Source organism: Zoogloea sp. GW822-FHT05C07 (assembly GCF_058800215.1).
Window position 1 is genome coordinate 101,661 of record NZ_CM179510.1, and the last position, 23,991, is coordinate 125,651.

Annotated in this window: 20 protein-coding genes; 11 read left to right on the forward strand and 9 right to left on the reverse strand. The window is 67.0% G+C overall.

What is annotated here, in order from left to right:
* Positions 1-51: 51 nt before the first annotated feature.
* From AC3QL2_RS00445 to AC3QL2_RS00455, 3 genes are all read left to right on the forward strand, one after another.
* The gene (locus AC3QL2_RS00445; RefSeq protein WP_493234102.1) at positions 52-555 is read left to right on the forward strand and encodes a phasin family protein; all 504 of its coding nucleotides are present in this window, start codon (positions 52-54) and stop codon (positions 553-555) included.
* Positions 556-682: 127 nt separating this feature from the next.
* A complete protein-coding gene (locus AC3QL2_RS00450) occupies positions 683-2,629 on the forward strand; it encodes a phosphate transport regulator (protein ID WP_493234103.1) in 1,947 nt (648 codons plus the stop codon).
* Positions 2,630-2,632: 3 nt separating this feature from the next.
* Complete coding sequence (locus tag AC3QL2_RS00455; RefSeq protein WP_493234105.1) at positions 2,633-4,246, forward strand: PEP/pyruvate-binding domain-containing protein; 1,614 nt, start codon at positions 2,633-2,635, stop codon at positions 4,244-4,246.
* Between the two features lie 66 nt (positions 4,247-4,312).
* Here the strand turns inward: AC3QL2_RS00455 and AC3QL2_RS00460 are convergent, their stop codons facing one another.
* Positions 4,313-4,465 (reverse strand): hypothetical protein, encoded by a 153-nt coding sequence (locus tag AC3QL2_RS00460; RefSeq protein WP_493234107.1) that lies wholly within the window; start codon positions 4,463-4,465, stop codon positions 4,313-4,315.
* Positions 4,466-4,626: 161 nt separating this feature from the next.
* Here AC3QL2_RS00460 and AC3QL2_RS00465 point away from each other — a divergent pair, with 161 nt between their 5' ends.
* The 8 genes from AC3QL2_RS00465 (at position 4,627) to AC3QL2_RS00500 (ending at position 14,520) form a co-directional block, all read left to right on the forward strand.
* A complete protein-coding gene (locus AC3QL2_RS00465; RefSeq protein ID WP_493234109.1) occupies positions 4,627-5,847 on the forward strand; it encodes a glycerophosphodiester phosphodiesterase in 1,221 nt (406 codons plus the stop codon).
* Positions 5,848-6,059: 212 nt separating this feature from the next.
* Positions 6,060-7,475, forward strand: a complete 1,416-nt coding sequence (locus tag AC3QL2_RS00470; RefSeq protein ID WP_493234110.1) for an alkaline phosphatase — start codon at positions 6,060-6,062, stop codon at positions 7,473-7,475.
* A 16-nt stretch (positions 7,476-7,491) separates the two neighbouring features.
* Complete coding sequence (locus AC3QL2_RS00475; RefSeq protein WP_493234112.1) at positions 7,492-8,904, forward strand: alkaline phosphatase; 1,413 nt, start codon at positions 7,492-7,494, stop codon at positions 8,902-8,904.
* A gap of 99 nt (positions 8,905-9,003) precedes the next feature.
* Positions 9,004-9,669 carry a hypothetical protein gene (locus AC3QL2_RS00480; protein ID WP_493234114.1) on the forward strand — a complete coding sequence of 222 codons (666 nt, stop codon included), beginning with the start codon at positions 9,004-9,006 and terminating at the stop codon, positions 9,667-9,669.
* A 131-nt stretch (positions 9,670-9,800) separates the two neighbouring features.
* Positions 9,801-10,472 carry a hypothetical protein gene (locus AC3QL2_RS00485; RefSeq protein ID WP_493234116.1) on the forward strand — a complete coding sequence of 224 codons (672 nt, stop codon included), beginning with the start codon at positions 9,801-9,803 and terminating at the stop codon, positions 10,470-10,472.
* 120 nt (positions 10,473-10,592) lie between these two features.
* Complete coding sequence (locus AC3QL2_RS00490; protein WP_493234118.1) at positions 10,593-11,501, forward strand: TRAP transporter TatT component family protein; 909 nt, start codon at positions 10,593-10,595, stop codon at positions 11,499-11,501.
* A gap of 67 nt (positions 11,502-11,568) precedes the next feature.
* Positions 11,569-12,573, forward strand: coding sequence for a TRAP transporter substrate-binding protein (locus tag AC3QL2_RS00495; RefSeq protein WP_493234119.1), 1,005 nt, complete (start codon positions 11,569-11,571; stop codon positions 12,571-12,573).
* Positions 12,574-12,702: 129 nt separating this feature from the next.
* Positions 12,703-14,520 carry a TRAP transporter large permease subunit gene (locus AC3QL2_RS00500; RefSeq protein WP_493234120.1) on the forward strand — a complete coding sequence of 606 codons (1,818 nt, stop codon included), beginning with the start codon at positions 12,703-12,705 and terminating at the stop codon, positions 14,518-14,520.
* A 67-nt stretch (positions 14,521-14,587) separates the two neighbouring features.
* Here AC3QL2_RS00500 and AC3QL2_RS00505 read toward each other — a convergent pair whose 3' ends face one another.
* The 8 genes from AC3QL2_RS00505 to AC3QL2_RS00540 form a co-directional block, all read right to left on the reverse strand.
* Positions 14,588-15,826 (reverse strand): efflux RND transporter periplasmic adaptor subunit, encoded by a 1,239-nt coding sequence (locus AC3QL2_RS00505; protein WP_493234122.1) that lies wholly within the window; start codon positions 15,824-15,826, stop codon positions 14,588-14,590.
* Between the two features lies 1 nt (position 15,827).
* Entirely contained in the window at positions 15,828-19,019 is a 3,192-nt protein-coding gene (locus tag AC3QL2_RS00510) for an efflux RND transporter permease subunit (protein ID WP_493234123.1), read from the reverse strand.
* Positions 19,020-19,296: 277 nt separating this feature from the next.
* On the reverse strand, positions 19,297-19,788 hold the full coding sequence (gene moaE, locus AC3QL2_RS00515) for a molybdopterin synthase catalytic subunit MoaE (RefSeq protein WP_493234124.1): 492 nt from the start codon (positions 19,786-19,788) through the stop codon (positions 19,297-19,299).
* Between the two features lies 1 nt (position 19,789).
* A complete protein-coding gene (gene moaD, locus AC3QL2_RS00520) occupies positions 19,790-20,044 on the reverse strand; it encodes a molybdopterin converting factor subunit 1 (protein ID WP_493234125.1) in 255 nt (84 codons plus the stop codon).
* A complete protein-coding gene (locus AC3QL2_RS00525; RefSeq protein ID WP_493234126.1) occupies positions 20,041-21,264 on the reverse strand; it encodes a molybdopterin molybdotransferase MoeA in 1,224 nt (407 codons plus the stop codon). The genes moaD and AC3QL2_RS00525 overlap by 4 nt, the downstream gene beginning before the upstream one ends.
* Positions 21,261-21,755, reverse strand: a complete 495-nt coding sequence (mobB, locus tag AC3QL2_RS00530; RefSeq protein ID WP_493234127.1) for a molybdopterin-guanine dinucleotide biosynthesis protein B — start codon at positions 21,753-21,755, stop codon at positions 21,261-21,263. The genes AC3QL2_RS00525 and mobB overlap by 4 nt, the downstream gene beginning before the upstream one ends.
* A 130-nt stretch (positions 21,756-21,885) precedes the next feature.
* Positions 21,886-22,419, reverse strand: a complete 534-nt coding sequence (locus AC3QL2_RS00535) for a DUF4276 family protein (protein ID WP_493234128.1) — start codon at positions 22,417-22,419, stop codon at positions 21,886-21,888.
* A 38-nt stretch (positions 22,420-22,457) separates the two neighbouring features.
* On the reverse strand, positions 22,458-23,642 hold the full coding sequence (locus AC3QL2_RS00540) for an AAA family ATPase (RefSeq protein ID WP_493234129.1): 1,185 nt from the start codon (positions 23,640-23,642) through the stop codon (positions 22,458-22,460).
* Positions 23,643-23,991: the final 349 nt, after the last annotated feature.

Sequence of the window (23,991 nt, forward strand, 5' to 3'; positions counted from 1 at the left end):
GGATTCAGTCTGGGGCTCTTACTGTTCAATAACAACGTGTGGAGAAAATCTATGGCTACAAAGCAAGAACAGCAATTCAACGAGATTCAGAAGAAGAACCTGGAAGCCGCCATGCGTCTGGCCCAGCTCTCCATCGAGAACTCCCAGCGCATCATGGAACTGCAGGTCGGCACCGCCAAGTCCCTGTTCGAAGAAGGCGTCGCCAATGCTAAGGCCCTGTCCGGCGTCAAGGATCCGGCCGAAGCCCTGAACCTGCGCACCGCCTACGCCCAGAGCACCACCGAAAAGATGCTGACCTGTGCGCGCGAAATCGCCGAGATCACCGCCAAGACCCAGGCCGAAGTCGGCAAGATGGTCACCGAGCAGCTGACCGGCGGCGGCCAGGATGTCGTCGACTCCTTCCAGAAGCTCTTCAAGGGCCTGCCCATCGGCGACCACAACGCCCTGGGCTCCATCCAGACCGCCATGGACACTGCCCGTGCCGCCTACGAGCAGATGACCAAGGCCTCCACGGAAGCCTTCCAGGCCTTCACCAAGCTGACCCCCAAGAAGTAAGCGGTCCGCTGCACGCATGCCGAACGGCGCCTCCGGGCGCCGTTTTCTTTTGGACCACCCCAAACAGCAATACGCCTGTCACCCGCGCGGCGCAGTCTTTCCTCTCCATCCCCTGCGGAAGAGGATCATGACGGAAAAGACCCGCATCATCGACGCCCTTGGGGAGCCCAGCCTGCTCCTGCCGGCGCTGCTGGCCGAGGCACTGGGCGCCAACGACCGTGCCAAGTACTACCTCAGCCTGATCCAGACCGCCCGGGCCCAGGCCTGCAATCCGGAGCGGCCTCCCGCCTCCCTCGGCCTGGAGCGCGTCGCCGCCGGCATCGGCGACGAGAACCTCGACAACATTCCTGGCAACAGCCAGCAGATCGATACCGACCTGTTCCACGTCCCCTCGGCCGACGCCCTATGCGGACGCATCTCCGCCGAGCTGGACTGCATGTTCGAGCCCATCCGCAACAGCGGCGAAGATGTTTCGGTCCTGCTGGCCGCCCGCCTGGCCGCCCTCCACGCCCAGGCCTGGTGCGACAGCGCCGACACCCTCAGCGCGGCCCAGATCCAGCGCCTGACCTCCGGCGACCGGGAACGCGGCGACAGCGCCCACCTGCTGGTGATGGACATGCACAAGGCCCTCAACCGGCTGCAGACCCGCATCGCCAGCGAGGACATCGACGGCGCCGCCACCTACGACACCGCACCGGGCGACCGCCCGCTGATCGCCGCCTTCATGCGCGGAGTCAACGCCACCCGCCCCCTCAAGTTCGATCACCCCGGCCTCGGCACCACCGCCACCCGCAACGGCGGCCGGCTGATCCTGCAGAACGACATCGGCACGACGGACGCCCACGTCCTCGTGGTGCACGTGGAAAAGCGCTGCGTGACGCTGACCTACACCGACATCCACATGCAGCGCCTGGTGTTCTTCCAGAGCCTGTTCGAGCACTGGGCTGTGAGCTGGGACGACACCCGCTCCCGCACCGACCGGGATCTGGAGGACGGCGTCTACCACATGGGCACCGGCCGCTTCACCGCCAACAACGAAGCCGGGCTGTGCGACTACCTGCAGTTCCTCGGCTCCCGACTGGTCTTCCTGATCGACTGGAATCGCGCCCGCAAGCGGCTGCGCCTGCTGCTGCCGAAGAAGGAAAGCCTGGGCCTGCTCAAATGGGCCGCCGACGAGAACCTCGGCCACATGGGCTGGCTGCGGGCCGGCGGCGAACAGCTGGTCTTCGACGCCCTCGCCTTCGCCGCGCAGACGCCGCCCGCCTTCGGCTCGCGCCTCGACGACATGCTGGAACGCAGCCGCGCCACCGCCTTCATGCAGTTCGTGCTGCGCGTCTGCTCGGAGAGCCAGCAGCAGGGCATGCCGGACGACATGCTGCGCGACCGCATCCATGCCGAGCTGGTGAGCTGCTTCCGCAGCACCCGCCACCAGCTCATCGACATCGCCGCCGAGCATGCCGCGCTGGCCGTCGAGCTCGCCAGCGGCGTGCGTGACAGCCTCCTCGATCTGCGCACCGCGGACGGCGGCGCGCAGATCGCCTTCAACGCCGAACGCGCCAAGGCGTGGGAGCACCGGGCCGACGAGCTGGTCAACCTCGCCCGCGAGCTGCGCCACAGCGGTGCCGGCCACAACGACTTCTACTGCACGCTGCTCGAAAGCGCCGACGACATCACCGACGAACTTGAGGAAGCCGCCTTCCACCTCAGCCTGATCCCCGGCACCCCACCCAGTACGGCGCTGCTCGACGCGCTGGAAAGTCTGGCCGGCATGGTGGTCGGCAGCGCGCAGGAATTCCTCAAGGCCCTGGAATGCGCCCGCAACGTGCGCCGCGGCTGCCCGCGGGAAGAGCTGCAGGACTTCCTCGAAGCGGTGCACCAGATCATGGCCGCCGAACGGCGGAGCGACGATGCCCATCGCAGCTTCAAGCGCGCGCTGATCGTCGCCGGCGACGCCTTTCCCCAGCGCTTCGCCAGCACCGAATGCGCGCGCAACCTCGAAGCCGCGGCGGACGCCCTCCTGCATACCGCCCTCAAACTCCGCGACCACGTGCTGGCCGCGATACTGAGCGAGTAGATCATGGATCTCCAGGCGCACATCTACGCCATCGGCCTGCCCGGCCCGCGCATCGACGGCGCGGTCGACGGGATGGGCTTCAAGGCCTTCAACCTGGCCCGCATGGCCTCCATCGGCCTGCCGGTGCCGCAGGCCTTCATTCTCGGCACCGCCGTGCAGCAGGCACGCCGCGCCGACCCCGCCAACTTCCGTGCCCCGCTCCGCGCCCTGCTCGAAAACCAGGTGGAACGCCTGGAGGCGGCCTGCGGGCTGGAGCTCGGCTCGGGCCGCAAGCCGCTGCTGGTTTCGGTCCGTTCCGGCGCGCCGGTCTCGATGCCCGGCATGATGGACACCGTGCTCAACGTCGGCCTCACCGACGCCACCCTGCGCGGCCTCCTGCGCCTCACCGGCAACCCGCGCCTGGCCTGGGATTCGTATCGGCGCCTGATCCACCAGTTTGCCGAGGTGGTGCACCACGCCCCGCCGGAGCCCTTCAACGCGGCGCTGCGGCTGGCCCTCGAGCATGCCCGCGTCAGCCGCCCCGCCGAACTGGACTTCCGCGCGCTGGCCAGCCTGTCCCGCAGCTACCTCGACGTCTACGAAAGCGTGGTCGGCCGGCCCTTTCCCCAGGACCCGCTGGAGCAGCTCCTTGCCGCCAGCGAAGCCGTGTTCGACTCCTGGCAGTCCCCCCGCGCCGCCACCTACCGCCAGCTGCACGACATCGACGAGAGCATGGGAACCGCCGTCACCGTGCAGCGGATGGTGTTCGGCAATGCCGGCGGCACGTCCGGCAGCGGCGTCGGCTTCACCCGCAATCCGGCCGACGGCAACCCCGCGCCCTACCTGGACTTCCGCTTCAACAGCCAGGGCGAGGACGTGGTGTCGGGCCAGCACGCGGCCTCTGACGCCGCCCGCCTGGCCATCGCACTGCCCCACGTGCATGCCCACCTGCAGGCCCTCGGCACACTGCTGGAGCGGCAATTCGGCGACGTGCAGGAATTCGAATTCACGGTCCAGGACGGCGTGCTCTACCTCCTGCAGACCCGTGACGCCAAACGCACGCCGTGGGCGGCGCTGCGCATCGCCGTCGATCAGGTGAACCGCGGCGCCTGGTCGCCGGCCACCGCTCTAGAGCGACTCGCCGACGTCGACGTGGACCAGATCGCGCGCACCCGCCTCATCGCCGATCCGCCCCTCGAACGCCTGGCCACCGCCATCCCGGCCAGCGTCGGCGTCGCCGCGGGCGCGATCGCCCTCGACGCGGCCGGCGCCGTCCAGTATGCCGCCGCCGGCCTGCCCTGCATCCTCGTGCGCAATGACTTCAGCACCGCCGATCTGCCCGGCATCAAGGCCGCCGCAGGCATCCTGACGGCCCGCGGCAGCCGCAGCGCCCATGCGGCGGTGATCGCCCGCCAGCTCGGCAAGCCCTGCCTCGTGGGCTGCGGCGAGTTGGCCATCGACCTGCAACAGCGCACCATCAGCTTCGGCGAACGGTGCCTGCAGGAAGGCGACGCACTGACAGTGGATAGCGAGAACGGGCTGGTTTTCGCCGGGGCCGGGCGCATCGAACGCGAGCGCCCGGACGCCTGGCTGGACGCGCTGGCCACCTGGGCCTGCGTGGCCGGCCAGGCCCACTGAATCAGACCACGCTCAGCGCCGCGCTGCCCGCCGCCACGCGGGCAGTGACCGTGCGGGCGATCGGATTCACGCTGGGCCAACGCTCTGCGGAAACTTCCAGTCGCTGCCGATTGCCCGCGGCGGCAGGCCCGAGCCGCTGCTGCCACAGCCGGCCAGCCCGCCAACGGCTACCGAGATGGTCAGAAAACCACTGTTGCGGAGAAAGCTGCGGCGATCCATGGACATGCTCCGGGGAGGGGAAAGCCCGCGAGCCTAGAGCGTGGCAGTTACACGTTTGTTGCACAGCAGCATGCAAAACCGAAAACCTTCGACCTCACCGCCAAATAACGAATACGTCATAGAAAGATGGCATCTTCATGGGTTTCGACCCGGAAATTCCCATGCGCAAGCCCACCCACACTTCGTCCACTTCCTTCGGCCTCACGCCCGTCGCGCTGGCCTGTTGCAGCATCCTGCTGCTGTCCGCCTGCGGCGGCTCCAACGACAACGACAGCCTGCCGACGCTGAACGGCGACACGCCCCTCGTCATCGCCCACCGCGGCGCCTCGGGCTATCTGCCGGAAGAAACCCTCGAGGCCTACAGCATGGCCATCGACATGGGCGCCGACGTGGTCGAACCGGACCTGATCTCCACCAAGGACGGCGTGCTGATCGCCCGCCACGACCCCAACCTGGCCTACAGCACCGACGTGGCCAGCCACCCCGAATTCGCAGACCGCAAGAAGACCATCCAGGTGGACGGCGAGACCCAGACCGGCTGGTTCGCCAGCGACTTCACGCTGGCCGAGATCAAGACCCTCGGCGGCATCTCCACCGACGCCGAGCGTCCGCAGCAGTTCAACGGCCTCTACAAGGTCATCACCTTCCAGGAGCTCATCGACCTGGTGAAGGCCAGGAGCGCCGCCACCGGCCGCACGATCGCCGTCTACCCGGAAACCAAGAACCCCACCTACCACCGGGATCTCGGCCTGCCGCTGGAAGACAAGCTTATCGACCTGATCAACAAGGCCGGCTGGAACAGCAAGACCGCGCCGATCTTCGTGCAGTCCTTCGAGCCGAGCAGCCTCAAGTACATGCGCAGCAAGGGGCTGAACACGAAGATGGTGCAGCTCATCGACGCCGACGATGTGAACCTCAAGACCGGTGCCCTCACCTACGCCATGCCCTACGACAAGCCCTACGACTGGGCCAAGGCCGGCGACAGCCGCCTGTTCAGCGCCATGGTCACGCCGGCCGGCCTCGCCGAGATCAAGACCTACGCCGACGGCATCGGCCCGTGGAAGCGCTACATCATCACCGTCAAGGGCACGCTGGATGCCAGCGGCAACCTGACGGACATCAACGGCGACGGCAAGATCAACGAAGCCGACACCGTCAGCCAGCCCGCCACCACACTGATTGCCGACGCCCACAAGGCCGGCCTGTTCGTCCATCCCTACACCTTCCGCAACGAACAGCGCCGCCTCGCCAGCGACTACAAGGGCGACCCGCAGAACGAATACCTGGCCTACTACCGCCTCGGCGTGGACGGCGTGTTCTCCGACTTCGCCGACACCGCGCTGGCCGCCCGCAAGGCCTATCTGAAGGAAATGGGCCGCTGACGCCCTGCGGCCGGCGGCGAGTCTCCGCCTGGAGACTTTTCGTGCGTCCTCCGCGGGGGCGAGGGATTCGCCTCCACGGAAACCTTTCCCAGCAGTGGCTCCCGCCAAAGCCTTCATCGAGCTTTCATGTAATCGAAATACATCGCTGCCATATTTGCCGTCTTTGATAAATCCCCCTTGCCCATCCCCTTTCCCCCGGAGGCTTCCGAAGCATGTTGAAACCCGTCTTCCTCGCCGTCGCTGCAGCAACGGCACTCCTCGCCGGCTGTGGCGGCAACAGCAGCAGCCATGACGCGCCCAAGAACGTCATCTTCTTCCTCGGCGACGGCATGGGCATCAACACCCTGACCGCAGCGCGCATCTACAAGGTGGGCGAAGACGGCGACCTGACCATCGACACCCTGCCCGAGACCGCCTTCGTCCGCACCTACTCCAACAACGCCCAGGTCACCGACTCCGCCCCGTCGATGGCGGCCTACATGACCGGCGTGAAGATGAACAACGAAGTCATCTCCATGACGCCGGAAACGATGGCCTTCGACGCCACCGGCAAGAACTACCTCAACGGCACCGACAGCACCTGTCCGGCCACCGGCAACGGCCAGGCCGTCACCACCCTGCTCGAACTGGCCAAGGCCGCCGGCTGGGGCACCGGCGCGGTGACCACCACCCGCATCACCCACGCCACCCCGGCCGTCACCTACTCCCACATCTGCCACCGCGATGCCGAGAACAACATCGCCGCCCAGGCCGTGCCCGGCGGTACCGGCTACAACAGCGCCCTCGGCGACGGCGTGGACGTCCTCCTCGGCGGCGGCCGCCAGTTCTTCCTGCCCACCGCCTCCGGCGGCAAGCGCACCGACGGCCGGGACCTGACCGCCGAGTTCGTGAACAAGGGCTACACCTACGTCAAGAACAAGACCGAGTTCGACGCCGCCGCGGCCAGTTCCACCAAGAAGCTCGTCGGCCTGTTCACCAGCAGCCACATGAGCTACGACATCGACCGCGACCCGGCCGTCGAGCCGAGCCTGGCCGAGATGACCACCAAGGCCATCGACATCCTGTCGAAGAACAACAAGGGTTTCTTCCTGATGGTGGAAGGCGGCCGCATCGACCATGCCCTGCACGAAACCACCGCCAAGAAGGCGCTGCAGGACACCGTCGCCTTCGATGACGCGATCAAGACCGCCATCGCCAAGATGAAGACCATCGACGCGGACCTGTCCAACACGCTGATCGTCGTCACCGCCGACCACGACCACACCATCGTGCTGAACGGCTACGCCGCCCGCACCGGCGCCACCACCGACAGCAACCCTGGCGTGCTCGGCCTGCTGAAGAACTTCGTCACCGGCGCCCTCAACCTCGACAGCTCCGGCAACCCCTTCACCATCATCGGCTTCGGCAACGGCGAAAACCGTCCGGCCACCCGCACGGCCCTCACCGATGCTCAGGTCGCCGACAAGAGCTACCACCAGGAAGCCGCCATCCCGATGGCCGCCGGCAGCGAGACCCACGGCGGCACCGATGTCTTCCTCGGCGCCATCGGCCGCGGTGCGGACAAGTTCACCGGCGTCATCACCAACACCGAAGTCTTCAACCTGATCCGCCAGTCGGTCGGCCTGTAAGCGGAGCTAACCCACGATGAAAACCCACTTCAAGACCTGCGCGGCCGCCATCGCCCTGATCGGCGCCACCTCCTCCGCCTTCGCCGCCGGCGAAGCCACCAACGTCATCTTCTTCCTCGGCGACGGCATGGGCCCCACCACCGTCACCGCCAGCCGCATCTACAAGTACGGCGAGGCCGGCCAGCTGACAATGGAAAGCCTGAAGCGCACCGCGCGCATCAAGACCTACTCCAACGACGCCCAGACCACCGACTCCGCCCCGTCGATGGCCGCCTACATGACCGGCGTGAAGATGAACAACGAAGTCCTGTCGATGAGCGCCGACACCAAGGCCTACAACGGCAGCACCCCGTATGTGAACAGCGCCACCGGCGACAGCACCTGCCCGGCTACCGGCAACGGCACGGCCGTGGCCACGCTGCTGGAACTGTCCAAGGCCGCCGGCAAGGCCGTCGGCGCGGTGACGACCACCCGCATCACCCACGCCACCCCGGCCGCCACCTACTCCCACATCTGCCATCGCGACGGCGAGAACGACATCGCCGCCCAGGTGGTACCGGGCTCCGGCAAGTTCAACGCGGCCCTTGGCACCGGCGTGGATGTGCTGCTCGGCGGCGGCTCCAAGTTCTTCCTGCCCACCGCCACCGGTGGCAAGCGCACCGACGGCAAGGACCTCACCGCCCTGCTGCAGACCGCTGGCTACACCTACGTGAACACCGGCACCGCCTTCAAGGCCATCGACCCGGCGTCCACCAGCAAGCTGGTCGGCCTGTTCAACAAGGACCACCTGAACTACGAACTGGATCGCGCCAAGACGGCCAACAACATCGACGAGCCCAGCCTCGCCGACATGACCGAGAAGGCCATCAAGATCCTGCAGAAGAACAGCAAGGGTTACTTCCTGATGGTCGAAGGCGGCCGTATCGACCACGCGCTGCACGGCACCAACGCCAAGCGCGCGCTGGAAGACACCATCGCCTTCGACGACGCCATCAAGCGTGCCCTCGGCCTGGTGGACCTAAAGAACACGCTGATCGTCGTCACCGCCGACCACGACCACACGATGACCATCAACGGCTACTCCCACAAGGGCAACCCGATCCTCGGCAAGGTCACCGACATCACCCAGACCACCGTCCAGGGCAAGCCCGTGCTGGCCAACGCGGCCGACGGCAAGCCTTACGGCACCCTGGTCTTCGGCAATGGCGGTGGCCCGCGCAAGGCCGTCCGCGACGACCTGAGCAGTGTGGACACCACCGCTGACGACTACATCCAGGAAGTCGGCGTGAACCTCGGCGCCGTCGGCAACGAAACCCACGGCGGCGGCGACGTGATGCTCTTCTCCACCGGCGCCGGCAATGCCGGCTTCAAGGGCACCATGGTCAACACCAAGGTCTTCGGCCTGGTGAAGTCCGCCCTCGGCCTCTGATCCCTACCGAGCCATCCAGGGGGGCTGCCCTAGCTTGAAAGACTGGCCCCTTTTTCGCCCGACCTTCCCAGGTCGGGCTTTTTCTTTTCCCGCGACATCATGAAACGACTGCTTCCCGCCCTGCTGGGCGTCCTCCTCGCCGCCCCGGCCCTCGCCGACGACCTGGCCCTCAAGGTCGAGCACGACATCACCACCCTCGGCGCCGACGGCGTGACCCGCATCGTGCGCTTCGGCGAGCGCCTGGTCCGCCGCGACAACCAGAGCTGGGTCGAGCGCATCCTGCCGGCCCACACCCACGAAGCCGAGGACCACAAGGCCGGAGACAAGAACCACAAGCACCTGGACACCTCCGCCGCCGCCCGCTGGGTGCAGCGCGGCAACGACGGCAAGCTGCGTGTGCGCATCGTCAATGAACACGAGAAGATGGTCGTGGACATCGCCCCGGTGGATTACGCCAATATCGGCTTCGACGGCAGATGGACCACCGCCAACCAGCTGCTCGACCCGGAGCAGATCAAGCGCATGAAGGCCAGCAACCGCAGCGCGCCAGCCGGTGCCCGCTGGTACGAAGGCGGCACCGCCCAGGCCCGCGTGCAGGTGCTGTGGGACGAGAAGGAGCAGTACCCGCGCCGCATCGAATCGGCCAACCAGGCCGGCACCAACCGCAGCACGATGATCGCCACCCGCGAGGCCATGCCCGCAAGATTGCCGTGGATGCGTCTCGACGGTTATGCGCAAAAGGAATATTCCGATCTGCTGGACTGATTTCCCCGGCCGTACCAAAAAATGCTATTTATATAAGCAAGCACCCCGGCCGCGGAGGGAGAAAATTCGCATGGAGACCGGGGTGCTGCGCAGGGCATTTTTGCCCCTACCCAAGCATGAAAGGTACGGCCATGAGCAACTACGGAAATCACAGGAGCTATCAGCTCGATCACTTCGCCCTCGAGATCACGCCTTACGTCACCCGGGAACTCAATCCCCTTGAAGCCGGCTCGGCCGTCCAGTACGGCGCCGACTTCAAGATCCGCTTCACCCGCCAGGGCAGCCACGAGCACAAGCTCGGGCTGCTCCAGCTCATCCGGCCGCAGACCCAGTTGTTCACCCACACCGTCGTCGGCGACTGGAACGTGGACAAGCAATACCCCGACGACGACACCGCCATCGTCCTCGAGCAATGCCTGTACGGCAGCGACGGCGTGAAGATCGGCAGCCACTCGGCCACCTACGCCGGGCACGAGATGCGCCAGCTCGGCGAGAGCGAATGCTGGCTGATCGACACCCCGCGGGAAATCAACGGCAACTTCGAACGGGGCGTGTTCACCGGCCTCACCAACACCAAGTTCGCCAACTACGTGGTCGAACTCGACGGCCCCATCGGCCGCCTCTTCAACACCGGCATCACCTGGGGCTACTCGGTACAGCAGGACGGCAACCAACCCGGGCACTTCGACCTGCACGTGCTCGAACCGCGCCCCATCCTGCTCACCGAGCACAACGAGCACCTCGCCGCCATCAGCAGCTTTCTCAACGTTCCCAAGGGCAAGCTCGCCGAGCTGATCCGCTGATCCCGTCGGCATGGGACGGCGCGCGGCCGGTGGTCACGCCCGCGCAACATTGGCGGGCTATCTTCTCGGCGTTTCAAGCATGTGGCTCGAAACGCCGGCCCACCAGACCCACGCCCTCCCATGCCGATCACCGCCACGCCAGCCCGTCTGGCGCGCCTCGCTGCCCCCATCCTGCTCGCTGCCGGCCTGAGCGCCTGCTCCCCGACCCAACTGGTCATGCGCGGCGTCGCCGACCAGCTGGCCGCCCAGGGCCAATCCAGCGAGGATGACCTGGAGCTGGCCCACGAAGCCAGCGCCTTCTACCTCAAGCTGTCCGAATCGGTGCTGCGCCAGCAGCCCGACCATGCCCCGCTGGCCGCAGCCGTCGCCAGCGGCTTCACGCAGTACGCCTACGCCTTCGTCGCCTTCGAGGCCGACCGCCTGGAGGCCACCGACGCCAAGGGCGCCCAGCGCCTGCGGGAGCGGGCCGCCCGCCTGTACCGGCGCGGCCGGGACCACGCCCTCGCCGCCCTCGAAACCGCCCAGCCCGGCTTCCGCCAGCGCCTGGCCGACCCGGCCCGGTTCGCCACCCTGCGCCTGGCCCCCGAACAAGTCGCCCTTGCCTACTGGGGCGCAGCCTCATGGGGCGGCCTGATCTCCCTGTCCAAGGACGATCCCGACACCGTCGCCGACCTGCCCCTGGCCATCGCGCTGGCCCAACTTGCCTGGCGCACCGAGCCGGGCTTCGGCAACGGCAGCCTGGCCGGCCTGATGGGCACTTTCGAAGTCGCCCGCCCCGGCGGCAATCGCCAGCAGGCGCTGGCCTATTTCGACGAGGCCCTGCGCCTCGGCAACGGGCGCAATGCCGGCGCCTTCGTCGGCAAGGCCGAGGGCATCGCCCAGCCGGCCGGCGACAAGGCCGCCTTCCTCGACCTGCTTCAGCAGGCCGTCGCCATCCAGGATCCGCCGGGTAGCCCTCTGGCCCTGTCCAACGAAGTCATGCGCCGCCGCGCGCGCTGGCTGATCGACGCCGCTGACGACCTGTTCTAACGCCCGCCCCGGCCGGCCGCCACCCACGGCACCGTCCACTCGCCCTCAACGTACAGAAAGACGCCGCATGTTCAAGTTCAGCCGCCTCGCCGCCTTCGCTGTCGGACTCCTTCTCGGCGCCAACGCCATGGCCGCCGGCCAGCTGCGCATCGGCACCCTGGCCCCGAAGAACTCCCTCTACCACCGCCAGCTGATGGAAGTCGGCGAAGCCTGGCGCGCCGCCCAGGGCGACGGCGCCAAGTATGTGATCTACCCGGACGGCAGCCAGGGCGGCGAAACCGACATGGCCCGCCGCATGCGCATCGGCCAGCTGCAGGGCGCCCTGCTGTCGGTGGTCGGGCTGCGCGAGATCGAGCCGTCCATCGCCGCGCTGCAGAACATGCCGCTGCTGTTCCGCAGCTGGGAGGAGGTGGACTACGTGCGCGAGAAGATGCGCGTCGGCATGGAAAAGAAGTTCCTCGACAAGGGCTTCGTGGTGCTCGCCTGGGGCGACGCCGGCTGGGTGCGCTTCTTCTCCAAGGAGCCGGCCCTGCGCCCCGACGACTACAAGAAAATGAAGTTCTTCGCCTGGGCCGGCGAATCGGAGCAGCAGGAGATTATGAAGAGCCTCGGCTACACGCCGGTGCCGCTGGAAACCTCCGACATCCTGCCGTCCATCCAGACCGGCATGATCAACGCGGTGCCCGCCACGCCCTACTTCGCGCTGGCCAGCCAGGTCTATAACACCGCGCCGCACATGCTCGACATCAACTGGGCGCCCATCGTCGGCGCGCTGGTGGTCACCAGGAAGAGCTGGGACGAGATGAGCCCCGCCGCCCAGGAAGCCCTGCGCAGCGCCGGCGCCAAGGCCGGCCTGCAGATGCGCACCAAGGCCCGCCAGGAAGTGGACGAGGCCGTCGACGCCATGAAGAAGCGCGGCCTGCAGGTGCACAAGCCCAACGCCGAGCAGATGAAGGAATGGAACGATCTGGCCGACAAGCTCTACCCGCGCATCCGCGGCAAGATGGTGCCAGCCGACACCTTCGACGAAGTCTTCGCGCTACTGAAGGCCTACCGCGCCGGCAAACGCTGAACGGTGCGGCGGGCGGGCTCATCCGCCCGCCGGCTTCGCCCGAGCAACTTCCCCCAACCGGTAACCGGTCCTGCTCACCAGAGGGCGCATGAACTCGCCATCACGAGCAACCTCCCCGACCTATCCTCAATGCGCCGCCTGCTCTCTTTCGACGAAGCCATCGCCTCTGCTGCGCTGGCCCTGATGACCCTGATCCCGCTGGTCGAGATCGCCCTGCGCCCGCTGCACGGCAAGGGCATCGACAATGCGCCGCTGCTGGTCCAGCACCTGGGCCTCGCGCTGGCCGTGTTCGGCGCCCTCGGCGCCGAGCGCGGCGGGCACCTGACCAGCCTCGGCAACGGCTTCGCCACGTCGCGCAACCCGGTTGTGCGTGCGGCCTCGACGGTGTTCGCCAAGGGCAGTGCCGCGGTGCTGTGCGGCATGCTCGGCAGCGCCAGCTGGAACTTCGTCGCCAGCGAACTGGAGGCCGGCCGCGAGCTGGCCTACGGTATTCCGGTGTGGGGCGTGCAGGCGCTGATGCCGGCCGGCTTCCTGCTGCTGGGCCTCAAGCTGGGCAGCCGCTGCTCCCGCCACCGGATCGCCGGCCTGCTGCTCGGCCTTGCGCTGACCGCTGGCGGTTTCATCTTCGCCCGCCATTTCGACGACACCACGCTGCCGCTGGCGCCGCTGGCCCTGTGGCTGGTGCTGGCCCTGCTGGCCGGCGCGCCGATCTTCACCATCCTCGGCGGCCTGGCGCTGGCCCTGTTCTGGTCGGAAGGCCAGCCGCTAGCTTCGGTGCCCCTCAGCCATTACCAGATCACCGTCAATCCGTCCCTGCCGGCCCTGCCGCTGTTCACGCTGGCCGGCCTGGTCTTCGCCCGCAGCGGCGCGGCCGGCCGCCTGGGCGCGCTGTTCACCGCCTGCTTCGGCGGCGGCGTCACCGGCACAGCCATCGCCGCTGCGCTGCTGTGCTCCTTCTTCACCGCCTTCACCGGCGGCAGCGGCGTTACGATCCTGGCCCTCGGCGGGCTCCTGCTGCCGCTGCTGCGGGACGCTGGCTTCCCCGAACGCAAGGGCATCAGCCTGGTGACCAGCGCCAGCGCACTGGGTGTGCTGCTGGCGCCGTCGGTGCCGCTGATCATGTACGCGATCATCGCCCGCGTGCCGATCAACACCATGTTCCTGGCCGGCATCGTCCCGGCGCTGGTGATGGTCGCCTTCCTGCTGCTGATCGGCGGCTACCTGCGCCCCGGCAGCGTCGTCGCCACGCACGCCGCGCAGCCCCGGCCCGACGCCCGTGCGGCGCTGTCCGCCGCGTGGGCGGCCCGCTGGGAGATCCTGGCCCCGCTGGTGGCCATCGGCTCCCTGGTCAGCGGCGTGGCGACGCCCACCGAGAGCGCGGCCCTCACCGCCGCCTACGCAATCCTCACCCAGGCCGTCGCCCACCGGGAGCTGGACTGGGCGCTGCTGCGCCGCTGCCTGGGCGACTGCGCGCAGGTCATCGGCGGCGTGATGCTGATCCTCGGCATGGCGCTGGGCCTCACCAACTACCTGGTGGACGCCGGCATTCCGGACGCCGCAGTGGAATGGGTGCAACAGGCGCTGCCGAACAAGTTCGCCTTCCTGGTGGCGCTCAACGTGTTCCTGTTCCTCGCCGGCGCGCTGATGGAGATCTACGCCGCCATCGTCGTGCTGGTGCCGCTGCTGCTGCCGGTGGCGGTCAGCTACGGCATCGACCCGGTGCACTTCGGGGTGATCTTCCTGGCGGTGATGGAGATGGGTTTCCTGTGCCCGCCGGCCGGCATGAACATCTTCTTCGCGTCGGCGATGTTCGCCAAACCGATCCGCGAGGTCGCGGTATCGGTGCTGCCGGCCCTGCTGGCGATCTTCCTCGGCGCGCTGGCGATCTCCTGGCTGCCGTGGCTGGCCACCGGGCTGCCGGCCCTCGTCGGCGGCGCCGGCAACTGAACGTGACGCGGGGCGCCTGAGCGCCCCGCAATCAACCAGGCGCTACGCGCCAACCTCTGTCCGCCTCTCAGCCGGCCTTCTTGGCCTCGGGCTTCTTGTCGGCCACCGGCGCGACGACCACCGCATCCCCTTCGGCCAGCGAGTCGGCCGGATTCAGCACGATCCGGTCGTCGGCCTTCACACCGCTGCCCAGCTCCACTTCCACCCCCTGCTCGCGCTTGATGGTCACCGGCTGCAGATGCACCTTGCCGTCGCTGCCGACCAGCGCCACCCGCGGCCCCTCCGGGCGGAACAGCAAGGTGTTGCTGGGCACCCGGAAGCTCGGCTCGCCGGCCGTCGCCGGGGCCTTGATGTCCACCCGCGCGTAGGCACCGGGCAGCAGCTCGCCCTTCGGGTTGGGCAGGTTGATCTCCACCTGCAGCGTACGGCTGGTGGTGTCGATGGCCTTGGCGGTGCGCACGATGCTGCCGGAGAACACCCGGCCCGGCCACTCGGCAAGACTCACGCTGGCCTTGTCGCCGGGCTGCACGCGGCGGGTGAAGCCCTGGGGCACTTGCACGTAAATGCGCAGCGGATCGCTGCGGGTCAGCACGAAGAGCTGCTTGCTGCTCCCGCCCGCATCGATCAGGTTGCCCACATCCACCGTGCGCTTGGTGATAACACCGGCAAACGGCGCCACCACCTGGTTGTAATCGAGCTGCTTCTGCAGGCGCAGCACCGTCGCGGCGGTCAAGGCACTGGCCGCGCTCGCCTGGGCATAGGCATTGCGACGTTCCTCCACCTCCTGCTGAGAGACGGAATCGAGCTTGCGCAGGCCTTCCCAGCGCTCGACCGAACTCTTGGCCAACGCCAGCGCCGCAACGGCCTGGGCATGCGCCTGCTTGGCCTCGACCAGTTGCTGGGCCACTTCCGGCGTGTCGATGCGGGCCAGCAGTTCGCCCTGCTTCACGCCGTCGCCGATGTCCTTGTACCAGGCGGCCAGGTAGCCACTGGTCCGCGCGTAGATCGGCGCCTCGGTATAGCCCTGCAGCGTGCCGGGCAGACTCAGAACGCTCTCGCTGCTGCTGTCCTTCGGCGAGACTACGCTCACATGGCGGGCGGCGTGGATGTCCGCCGCCGTGGCCAGATCGCGGGCGGTGGCCGAGCGATGGACGACAACGCCGGCGAGGCCGGCCCCGAGCACTGCAAGCCCCACCAGGGCCACGTTGCGGGTGCGCTTGAGCAGGCGCAGGCGGTGGATTCCCTGGGCGCCCTCATGGGCGTGCAGGCCATGGATGCCGATGCTGGAATGGCGGTTGTCAGTCATGTCAGGAATGTCCTTCGGCAAGGCTGCCAGTGGGCAGTTGCGGCCGGGCGGTGGCCCGGCGGGCGAGATATTGATGCACCGAGGCAAACACCAGCGGCACGAAAACCAGCGTGGACAGCGTCGCGAACAGCAGGCCGCCGATCGCTGCGCGGCCGAGGGGCGCGTTCTGCTCGCCGCCCTCGCCGAGGCCGATGGCCATCGGCAGCATGCCCATGATCATCGCCAGCGCCGTCATCAGCACCGGGCGCAGGCGGGTCGCCCCCGCCTCGAGCGCAGCCGACAGCGGCGGCTCGCCGGCCAGCAGGCGCTGGCGCGCGAAGGACACCATCAGGATGCTGTTGGCAGTGGCCACACCGATGGTCATGATCGCCCCGGTCAGGGCCGGCACGCTGAGCGTGGTGCCGGTCAGCATCAGCATCCAGGCGATACCGGCCAGAGCTGCCGGCAGCGCGGTGATGATGATGAAGGCGTCCACCCAAGACTGGAAATTCACGACGATCAGCAGATAGACCAGCACGATGGCCATCACCACGCCGATGCCGAGGCCGATGAAGGACGAGTTCATCGTGCGCGCCTGGCCGCGCAACGTGACCTTGCTGCCCTTCGCCAGCTGCGGCTTGAGTTCCTCGACGATGCGCTCCACGTCGGCCACCACCGAGCCCAGATCACGCCCGCGCACGCTCACGTAGAGGTCGATCACCGGCTCGATGTTGTAGCTCGACACGATGGCCGGCTCCCGCGCCGACGACACCTGGACCAGGTTGCTGAGCAACTGGTTGGGCACCCCGCCGGCCCCGGCCACCGGGATCTGCAACAGCGAGTCGACAGAGTCCACCCGGTACTGGGGCGCCTGCACGGAGATGCTGTAGGACACCCCGTTCTTCGGGTTGAGCCAGAAGCTCGGCGCTGTCTGGGAGCTACCCGACAGCGGGATCAACACGTTCTGCGCCACGTTGGCGGCGCTCAGCCCCATCTGCTGCAGGCGGCTGCGGTCCATGTCGAGGCGCAGGGACGGCTGGTCGAGGCGCTGGTGGATATGCACGTCCACCGCCCCCGGCACCTGGCGCACCGCTTTCTCGACCATGGCGGCGAAGCGGTAGTTGTCCTGCAGCTTGTTGCCCGCCACCTGCACGTCGATGGCCGCCGGCAGGCCGAAGTTGAGGATCTGGGTCACCACGTCGGCGGGCTGGAAGAAGAACTCCACACCGGGGAAGCGGCGCGGCAGCTCCTCCCGCAGGCGGTCGATGTAACGGGCCGCGGAGCCGTGATCCTCCTTCAGCGCGATCTGGATCTCCCCGTCCAGCGTGCCGATGGTGCCGGCGTTGCTGTAGGACAGGTTGATGCCGCTGTAAGGCAGGCCCAGGTTATCAAGGATGGTCTCCAGTTCCTCCGCCGGGATCTGCTCGCGGATCACCGCGTCGATGCGGTCGGCCAGGCGCGCCGTCTCCTCGATGCGGGTGCCGGTCGGGGCGCGGAAATGCAGGCGGATGATGCCGGCGTCGGCCGCCGGGAAGAAATCCCGCCCGAGGAAGAAATACAGCCCCGAGGACAGCACGCAGCCGCCCAGGAAAATCGCGATGAAGCTGCGGCGGCGCGGCAGCAGCGCGCTGAGGATCACGATGTAGCCGCCGCGCATGCGCTCGAAACCGGCATCGAAACGCCGGTACACGCGCTGCAGCAGGTTGTCCGGAGCTTGCCCGCCGGCCCCGTGCTGCATGTTCTTCATGAACAGCAGGGCCAGCGTCGGCACCAGGGTCCGCGACAGGATGTAGGAGGCGATCATCGCGAAGATCACCGCCTCGGCCAGCGGCACGAACAGGAAGCGCGCCACGCCGGTGAGGAAGAACATCGGCACGAAGACGATGCAGATGCACAGCGTGGACACCAGCGCCGGCACCGCGATTTCCCCCGCGCCTTCGCGGATTGCCGTCTCCAGGTCGTGGCCCAGGTGCAGGTAGCGCTCGATGTTCTCGATGGTCACCGTCGCGTCGTCCACCAGGATGCCCACCGCCAGCGCCAGGCCGCCGAGGGTCATGATGTTGATGGTCTGCCCCAGCGCATACAGCACGATGATCGACGACAGCACCGACAGCGGGATCGAGATCGCGATGATGCAGGTGGTGCGCCAGTTGCCGAGGAACAGCAGGATCATCGCGGCAGTAAGACACGCGGCGATCAGGCCCTCATGGACCACGCCGGAGATCGCCGCCTTGACGAACACCGACTGGTCGAACAGCGGCGTGACCTGGATGTCGTCCGGCAGGCTCGGCAGCGCATCGGCGAGGGTCGTGCGCAGCGCGTCGATGACCTGCAGCGTGGACGCCCCGCCGTTCTTCAGCACCGACTGCACGACGCCGCGGTTGCCGTCCATGCGGACGATATTGGTCTGTGGCGAGAAGCCGTCGCGCACCGCCGCCACATCGCGCAGGTAGATGGCCTGGCCGTTGCCGACACGCACCGGCAGATCGTTGAGCTCTTCGACCGTGCGGGTCGAGCCGTTCATCTTGACGTTGAACTCGGTCTCGCCGAGCTTGGCGGTGCCGCCGGGCAGGATCAGGTTCTGCGCGTTGATCGCGTTGACCACGTCGAGAGGCGCCAGCCCCTTGGCCTGCAGCGCGCCGCTGTCGATATCCACCGACACCACCCGGCTCTTGCCGCCGTAGGGGTAAGGCATGGCGATGCCCGGGATGGACACCAGCTTGGGCCGCAGCGTGTTCAGCATGGTGTCGAACAGTGACTGCTCGGGCAGGGATTTGCTCGACACGCCGAGCTGGATCACCGGGATCGCCGACGCGGAATACTTGATCACCAGCGGCGGGTTGATTCCTGGCGGCAGCTGGCGCAGCGCCCCGCCCTCCGTCGAGGCGATCTGCGCCATCGCGGTATCGACACTCGCGTTGGGCTGCAGGAACACCTTGATGATCGCGATGCCGTTGTAGGACTGGGACTCGAAGTGCTCGATGTCGCTGACCGTGGTCGCCAGCAGGCGCTCATTGGGCGTCGTGATGCGCTGGGCCATCTCCTGCGGCGACAGGCCGTTGTAGCTCCAGATGATGCTGATCACCGGGATGTTGATCTCCGGCAGCACGTCGGTGGCGATGCGCAGCAGCACCAGCGGCGTGGCCAGGAAGATGAGCAGCGCCATCACGATGAAGGTGTAGGGGCGCCGCAGGGCGATATTGACGATCCACATGATCTAGGCTTGTTGGGTCAGCGCCCGGAAAGCGACAGGGACGGTTGGCAGGAGAGTGAGGAATGAACGGTGCTCCGACGCAAGATGGGCATCGGAGTTCCGGAGAAATGCGCAGGTGCGGATTTACAAACAGTCGGGCCGAAGCCCATTCAATAGCAGCAATTGCGCCACCCCCGCAGACCCGCCCCAGACGCGGAACCCGGGGCCGGAACGACGACGGACTGCGGGGAAATCAACACGCCGCCAACAGCCCCCTGCTGCGCTGCGCGCAGGCCGCTCAGTCCCAGGCGTCCCAGCGGGACGCCGCATCGTCGTCCGCCTCGCGGGCATCCACCCAGCGCCCGCCTTCCGGCGTGTCTTCCTTCTTCCAGAACGGGGCGCGGGTCTTCAGGTAGTCCATGATGAACTCGCAGGCGGCGAAGGCGTCGCCCCGGTGGGACGACGCCACGCCGACGAAGACGATGCGATCACCAGGCACCAACCGCCCGAAGCGGTGGATCACCCGCGTGCCGAGCAGGCTCCAGCGGCCGTAGGCCTCGGTGACGATAGCCTCGAGGGACTTCTCGGTCATGCCGGGATAGTGTTCGAGGGTCATCGCCGATACCTCGCTGCCCTCTCCGCTCAGCTTGTCGGCGCGCACCAGGCCGACGAAGCTTGCCACCGCGCCCACCTCGGCGCGACCGGCGGACAGCGCCGCGATCTCCGCGCCGACGTCGAAGTCGGCCTCCTGGACCGCCACGGAATCGAACTGCCGCTGAATTTCACTCATGTCAGCCTCCGGTGACCGGCGGGAAAAAGGCGATCTCGTCCCGGTCCGCCACCGCCACGTCCGGGCCGACCATCTCCTGGTTGATCGCCGCGCGCACGTTGCGGCCTTCGCCGAGGGCCTCCCACACCCCGCCGCGGCGGGCCAGGTGGGCGCGCAGCTCGCCCAGCGTGGCGATGCCGGCGGGCAGCGTGAGGGTTTCGTGGGAGTAACCGAGGGTCTCCCGCAGATTGGCGAAATACAGGACCTTGACGCTCATGACAGTAGTTCGGAATAAGGAATGAAACGCACCCGGTCGCCGGCCTTGATGACCTGCCCGGAGGGATTGTCCACTAGGCCGTCGGCCCACACGGTGGACGTGAGCACACCGGGCCCCTGGTTGGGATACAGCTCGACACGGCCGTCGGCACCCAGGCGCGCGCGCAGGAACTCGCGGCGACGGTCGGGCTTGGGCCAGTCGAAGGCGGCCTCCAGCGGAATCGCCTTGGGCAGGCAGTCCTTTACGCCCTGGGCGCGCAGCACGAAGGGCCGCACCAGCAGGATGAAGGTGACGAAGCTCGACACCGGGTTGCCGGGCAGGCCGATGAAGGCCGCGCCGGCGCCGCCGGCCGGATCGTTCACATGGCCGTAGGCCACCGGCTTGCCGGGCTTCATCGCGATCAGCCAGGAATCCAGCCGCCCTTCCGCCGTCACCGCCGGCTTGATGTGGTCTTCCTCGCCCATCGACACGCCGCCGCTGGTGACGATCAGGTCATGCCGGCCGGCCGCCTCGCGCAGCGCGGCGCGGGTCGCATCGAGCTTGTCCGGCACGATGCCCAGGTCGCTGACCTCGCAGCCGAGGGCTTCGAGCAGGCCGCGCAGCACGTAACGGTTGGAGTTGTAGATGGCGCCGGGTGGCAGCGGCTCGCCGGGCATCACCAGCTCGTCGCCAGTGGAGAACAGCGCCACCCGCAGGCGCCGCAGCACCGGCAGCGTCGCGCAGCCCACCGACGCGGCGAGGCCCAGCATCTGCGGATTGAGGCGCACGCCGGCGGACAGCACGGTGCTGCCCTCTGCGATGTCCTCGCCGGCGCGGCGCACCCACTCGCCGGGCTTGGGCACGTGATTGATCACCACCCCGTCGCCGTCCGCCTCGCACAGCTCCTGCATCACCACCGCATCGGCGCCGGCCGGAATCGGCGCGCCGGTGAAGATGCGCGCCGCCGTTCCGCGGGCCAGCGTGTGGCCGACGCTGCCGGCCGGAATGCGCTGGCCGATGACGAGGCGCGTGCCGGCGGCCGGCAGGTCCGCCGTGCTCACCGCGTAACCGTCCATGTGGGAATTGTCGAGGGGCGGCACGTTGAGGCCGGACACCTGGTCGGCGGCCAGCACACGGCCGAGGGCCGCCGACGTGGGCACCGTATCGACAGCCGTCACCGGCTCGGCGGCGGCCAGCAGCGCGTCGCGCACCTCTTCGAAAGGACGCAGGGAAGTATTCATAGGAGCCCCTGATGGTGGAGGATGAAATCGGCCACGGCGGCCGCATCGTTGAGATTCAGACAGGTCATGGGGGCATCGAGTGCCGCGTCGGTGGCGATCGCGACGACGGACGGATTGTCGGGATACTGCAGCGGACAGCCGTGGGCCGGGCGATAGACCTCGATCTTGGGTATCGGCACCGCCTTGAAGCCTTCCACCAGCACGATGTCGCAGGGCGACAGGCGTTGGAGTTGGGCGCTCAGATCGGGTTCCGTCTCGCCGCGCAATTCGTGCATCAGCACCCAGCGCTCGTCGGAAACCAGCAGGATCTCGCTGGCCCCCGCCTCCCGATGGCGCCAGGAATCCTTGCCCGGCTTGTCGATGTCGAAACCGTGATGCGCATGCTTGATCACCGACACCCGGAAGCCCCGGGCGGTGATCTCCGGAATGATCTTCTCGATCAGCGTGGTCTTGCCCGAACCGGACCAGCCGGCAAACCCGAATACCTTCATGAGCCACGCCACCAACGGATTGACAGGCGCGGGATTGTAGCAAGGGGGCGGTGTGAAAGGCCCGAACTCCCGACTGGATCTCACGTTCGGGCTACAAAGCCCAATCAATGTTCAACGCGGCTCGGTCGTCTCAACCCATTTCCCTTGCAAGCCTGCGGATGCCGTCCACGAAGACCTGGAAACTCCTTGAGCGGTTTCCTTCGATCTGCAGACATGCCGACATCGACCTTGCCGCACTAGTCTTCTGAAAGCTTGGAATCAGCCGCTTCAACTCGACGGACGGCTTCTCCCATTCGTCCGGATTGGCAAAGCGCTTTCGCAGCGCAGGAGAATTGAGTTTCGGATCATCAAAAGCCTCGGCCAGGGCAACGAGATCACCGACATACCAGCTCTCGAGTTCCTGGCACACCAAGCGGACAAGCGTCTCCGGCCGCCCACTGGCATGGCAGGTCGCCAGATAGCGCTTCTTCAGATCAACGCAGTCGGCATTGTCGTTGTCCCTCACAATGACGAAACGGTCACCCGGGATCTTCCAGCTACTCAGCTTGCGGGGAATGCTGGTATCCAGATCGCTCTTGCCCTGATGGGGCACGCACTTGAAATGCGTCTCCGCCTCCCAGCCCGGTAAAAGGCGCGGCAGCAATCCATCCAGCAAGGCCTTCATCGAAGGTTCTTCGAGCAAGAAGATGAGGCGCCCCGCCATCAATTGAGGCCCTCGAACAGCCCCTGCTTCCACAGGTAACCGGGCAAGTCACCCGCATCGTACAAGGAGCGCAGGTTTTCCGATTCGCATGCCCGGGTGATCGTCGTGAAGCCCTGAGCCTTGCGCAGGCAATAGATTTCATCCAACGCCAAAGCATTCAGGAAATCTGGCGAATGGGACGAGATGAAGACCTGCCCGCCACGCCGGGCATAATCCCGGAACTCCTCGGCCAGCTCAGGCAGCAGTTCCGGATAGAGCTGGTTCTCGGGCTCCTCGACAGCCAGCAGCGGATAAGGCTTCGGATCGTTCAGAAGCACCAGATACGCGAACATCTTGATCGTGCCATCCGACACGTGCCTGGCGATGAACGGATCCTTGAAGCTGCCGTCCTGAAAACGCAGCACCAGCCGCCCGTCTTCCGTTTGCCGCGGCTCAACCAGGCTGACGCCCGGCACTCGGCGCTGCATGGAGGACAGCACCCGCTTGAAGCGATCCGGATGGTTTTCGAACAGATAGTTCGCCACCAGCGGGAGGTTGTCGCCCCGCGTGGACAGATGCTCGGCAAAACCATCCTCCTGACTCGGGCGGGCTTCGGAGACGTGGAAATCTGAGATGTGCCAGTTTTCGATCATCAACCGGAACGCGCTGGCCGCCTTGAAGCGCTCGAACTGCCCCAGCCCCTTGACCGCCAGGATGTCCGGCGCGTCCAGTTCCTCCTCCTCACGCCGCAGGGCCTCGTCCACCTTTGAGAAGTCCTCTTCGTTGGCAATCGCATAGCCCTTGCCGTAGGCGAAGTCGAGAAAGTGGAAGGGCTTGCCATTGGCACCGCGCTTGTAGCGCAGGATCTCCCGCGCCACCACGGCACGCCCCGCCTTGTCCGGCTCGATCCTGAGGATGTAAGTCACTAAGCGTTCATAACCGGTGATCTCCAGGCGGAACTGCATCGTCAGTTCGATGGGCTCCTGTGCAAAACCCCGGCTAGCCAATTCCTTGTAGCCCCCACGCTTGGATACCGCCTTGCCCACGTTCATGCTCAGCGCATCCTTCAGGAAGGAGAACACATCGAACAGGGTGGACTTCCCGGTGCCATTCGCGCCGACCAGCACGCACAAGCGCGGAATGGCATGCATCTTTGCATCCCGGAAAAGGCGGTAGTTCTTGATCTCGATGGATTCAATCTGCATGGCGGGCTTCTGTTTCGTGCGCGATGTCCGACAAGGATAGCCGGCCGGAGATCAGGCGGGGAAGACGGGTTCGCGGAGGGTGAATGGCAGCCCCGGACAAGCTCGGATGCCATACCGCAGACGCCGCCGGAGAAAGGCCGATAGGTTACACCGGGACAAGACGGGCTTGCCACCCGGGGCCGGGGCGCAAACAACGGAAGACGGAAGGAAGCCTTCCACTTTTCGAGCTCCGAGTCCGAAGTTTCGATGATTGAGTCCGAAACTTCGGACTCGGAGCTCGAACATTCGGACTCAAACACCGAAACTTCGAGCCCGCCCATCCGCAATTCGATGAATTCGGCCGAAGCTT

What these genes read in the sequence shown, in the direction of transcription:
- AC3QL2_RS00445 (WP_493234102.1), top strand. Translation starts at nt 52, where the DNA reads ATGGCTACAAAGCAAGAACAGCAATTCAACGAGATTCAGAAGAAGAAC.
- AC3QL2_RS00450 (WP_493234103.1), top strand. Translation starts at nt 683, where the DNA reads ATGACGGAAAAGACCCGCATCATCGACGCCCTTGGGGAGCCCAGCCTG.
- AC3QL2_RS00455 (WP_493234105.1), top strand. Translation starts at nt 2,633, where the DNA reads ATGGATCTCCAGGCGCACATCTACGCCATCGGCCTGCCCGGCCCGCGC.
- AC3QL2_RS00460 (WP_493234107.1), bottom strand. Translation starts at nt 4,465, where the DNA reads ATGGATCGCCGCAGCTTTCTCCGCAACAGTGGTTTTCTGACCATCTCG.
- AC3QL2_RS00465 (WP_493234109.1), top strand. Translation starts at nt 4,627, where the DNA reads ATGCGCAAGCCCACCCACACTTCGTCCACTTCCTTCGGCCTCACGCCC.
- AC3QL2_RS00470 (WP_493234110.1), top strand. Translation starts at nt 6,060, where the DNA reads ATGTTGAAACCCGTCTTCCTCGCCGTCGCTGCAGCAACGGCACTCCTC.
- AC3QL2_RS00475 (WP_493234112.1), top strand. Translation starts at nt 7,492, where the DNA reads ATGAAAACCCACTTCAAGACCTGCGCGGCCGCCATCGCCCTGATCGGC.
- AC3QL2_RS00480 (WP_493234114.1), top strand. Translation starts at nt 9,004, where the DNA reads ATGAAACGACTGCTTCCCGCCCTGCTGGGCGTCCTCCTCGCCGCCCCG.
- AC3QL2_RS00485 (WP_493234116.1), top strand. Translation starts at nt 9,801, where the DNA reads ATGAGCAACTACGGAAATCACAGGAGCTATCAGCTCGATCACTTCGCC.
- AC3QL2_RS00490 (WP_493234118.1), top strand. Translation starts at nt 10,593, where the DNA reads ATGCCGATCACCGCCACGCCAGCCCGTCTGGCGCGCCTCGCTGCCCCC.
- AC3QL2_RS00495 (WP_493234119.1), top strand. Translation starts at nt 11,569, where the DNA reads ATGTTCAAGTTCAGCCGCCTCGCCGCCTTCGCTGTCGGACTCCTTCTC.
- AC3QL2_RS00500 (WP_493234120.1), top strand. Translation starts at nt 12,703, where the DNA reads ATGCGCCGCCTGCTCTCTTTCGACGAAGCCATCGCCTCTGCTGCGCTG.
- AC3QL2_RS00505 (WP_493234122.1), bottom strand. Translation starts at nt 15,826, where the DNA reads ATGACTGACAACCGCCATTCCAGCATCGGCATCCATGGCCTGCACGCC.
- AC3QL2_RS00510 (WP_493234123.1), bottom strand. Translation starts at nt 19,019, where the DNA reads ATGTGGATCGTCAATATCGCCCTGCGGCGCCCCTACACCTTCATCGTG.
- moaE (WP_493234124.1), bottom strand. Translation starts at nt 19,788, where the DNA reads ATGAGTGAAATTCAGCGGCAGTTCGATTCCGTGGCGGTCCAGGAGGCC.
- moaD (WP_493234125.1), bottom strand. Translation starts at nt 20,044, where the DNA reads ATGAGCGTCAAGGTCCTGTATTTCGCCAATCTGCGGGAGACCCTCGGT.
- AC3QL2_RS00525 (WP_493234126.1), bottom strand. Translation starts at nt 21,264, where the DNA reads ATGAATACTTCCCTGCGTCCTTTCGAAGAGGTGCGCGACGCGCTGCTG.
- mobB (WP_493234127.1), bottom strand. Translation starts at nt 21,755, where the DNA reads ATGAAGGTATTCGGGTTTGCCGGCTGGTCCGGTTCGGGCAAGACCACG.
- AC3QL2_RS00535 (WP_493234128.1), bottom strand. Translation starts at nt 22,419, where the DNA reads ATGAAGGCCTTGCTGGATGGATTGCTGCCGCGCCTTTTACCGGGCTGG.
- AC3QL2_RS00540 (WP_493234129.1), bottom strand. Translation starts at nt 23,642, where the DNA reads ATGCAGATTGAATCCATCGAGATCAAGAACTACCGCCTTTTCCGGGAT.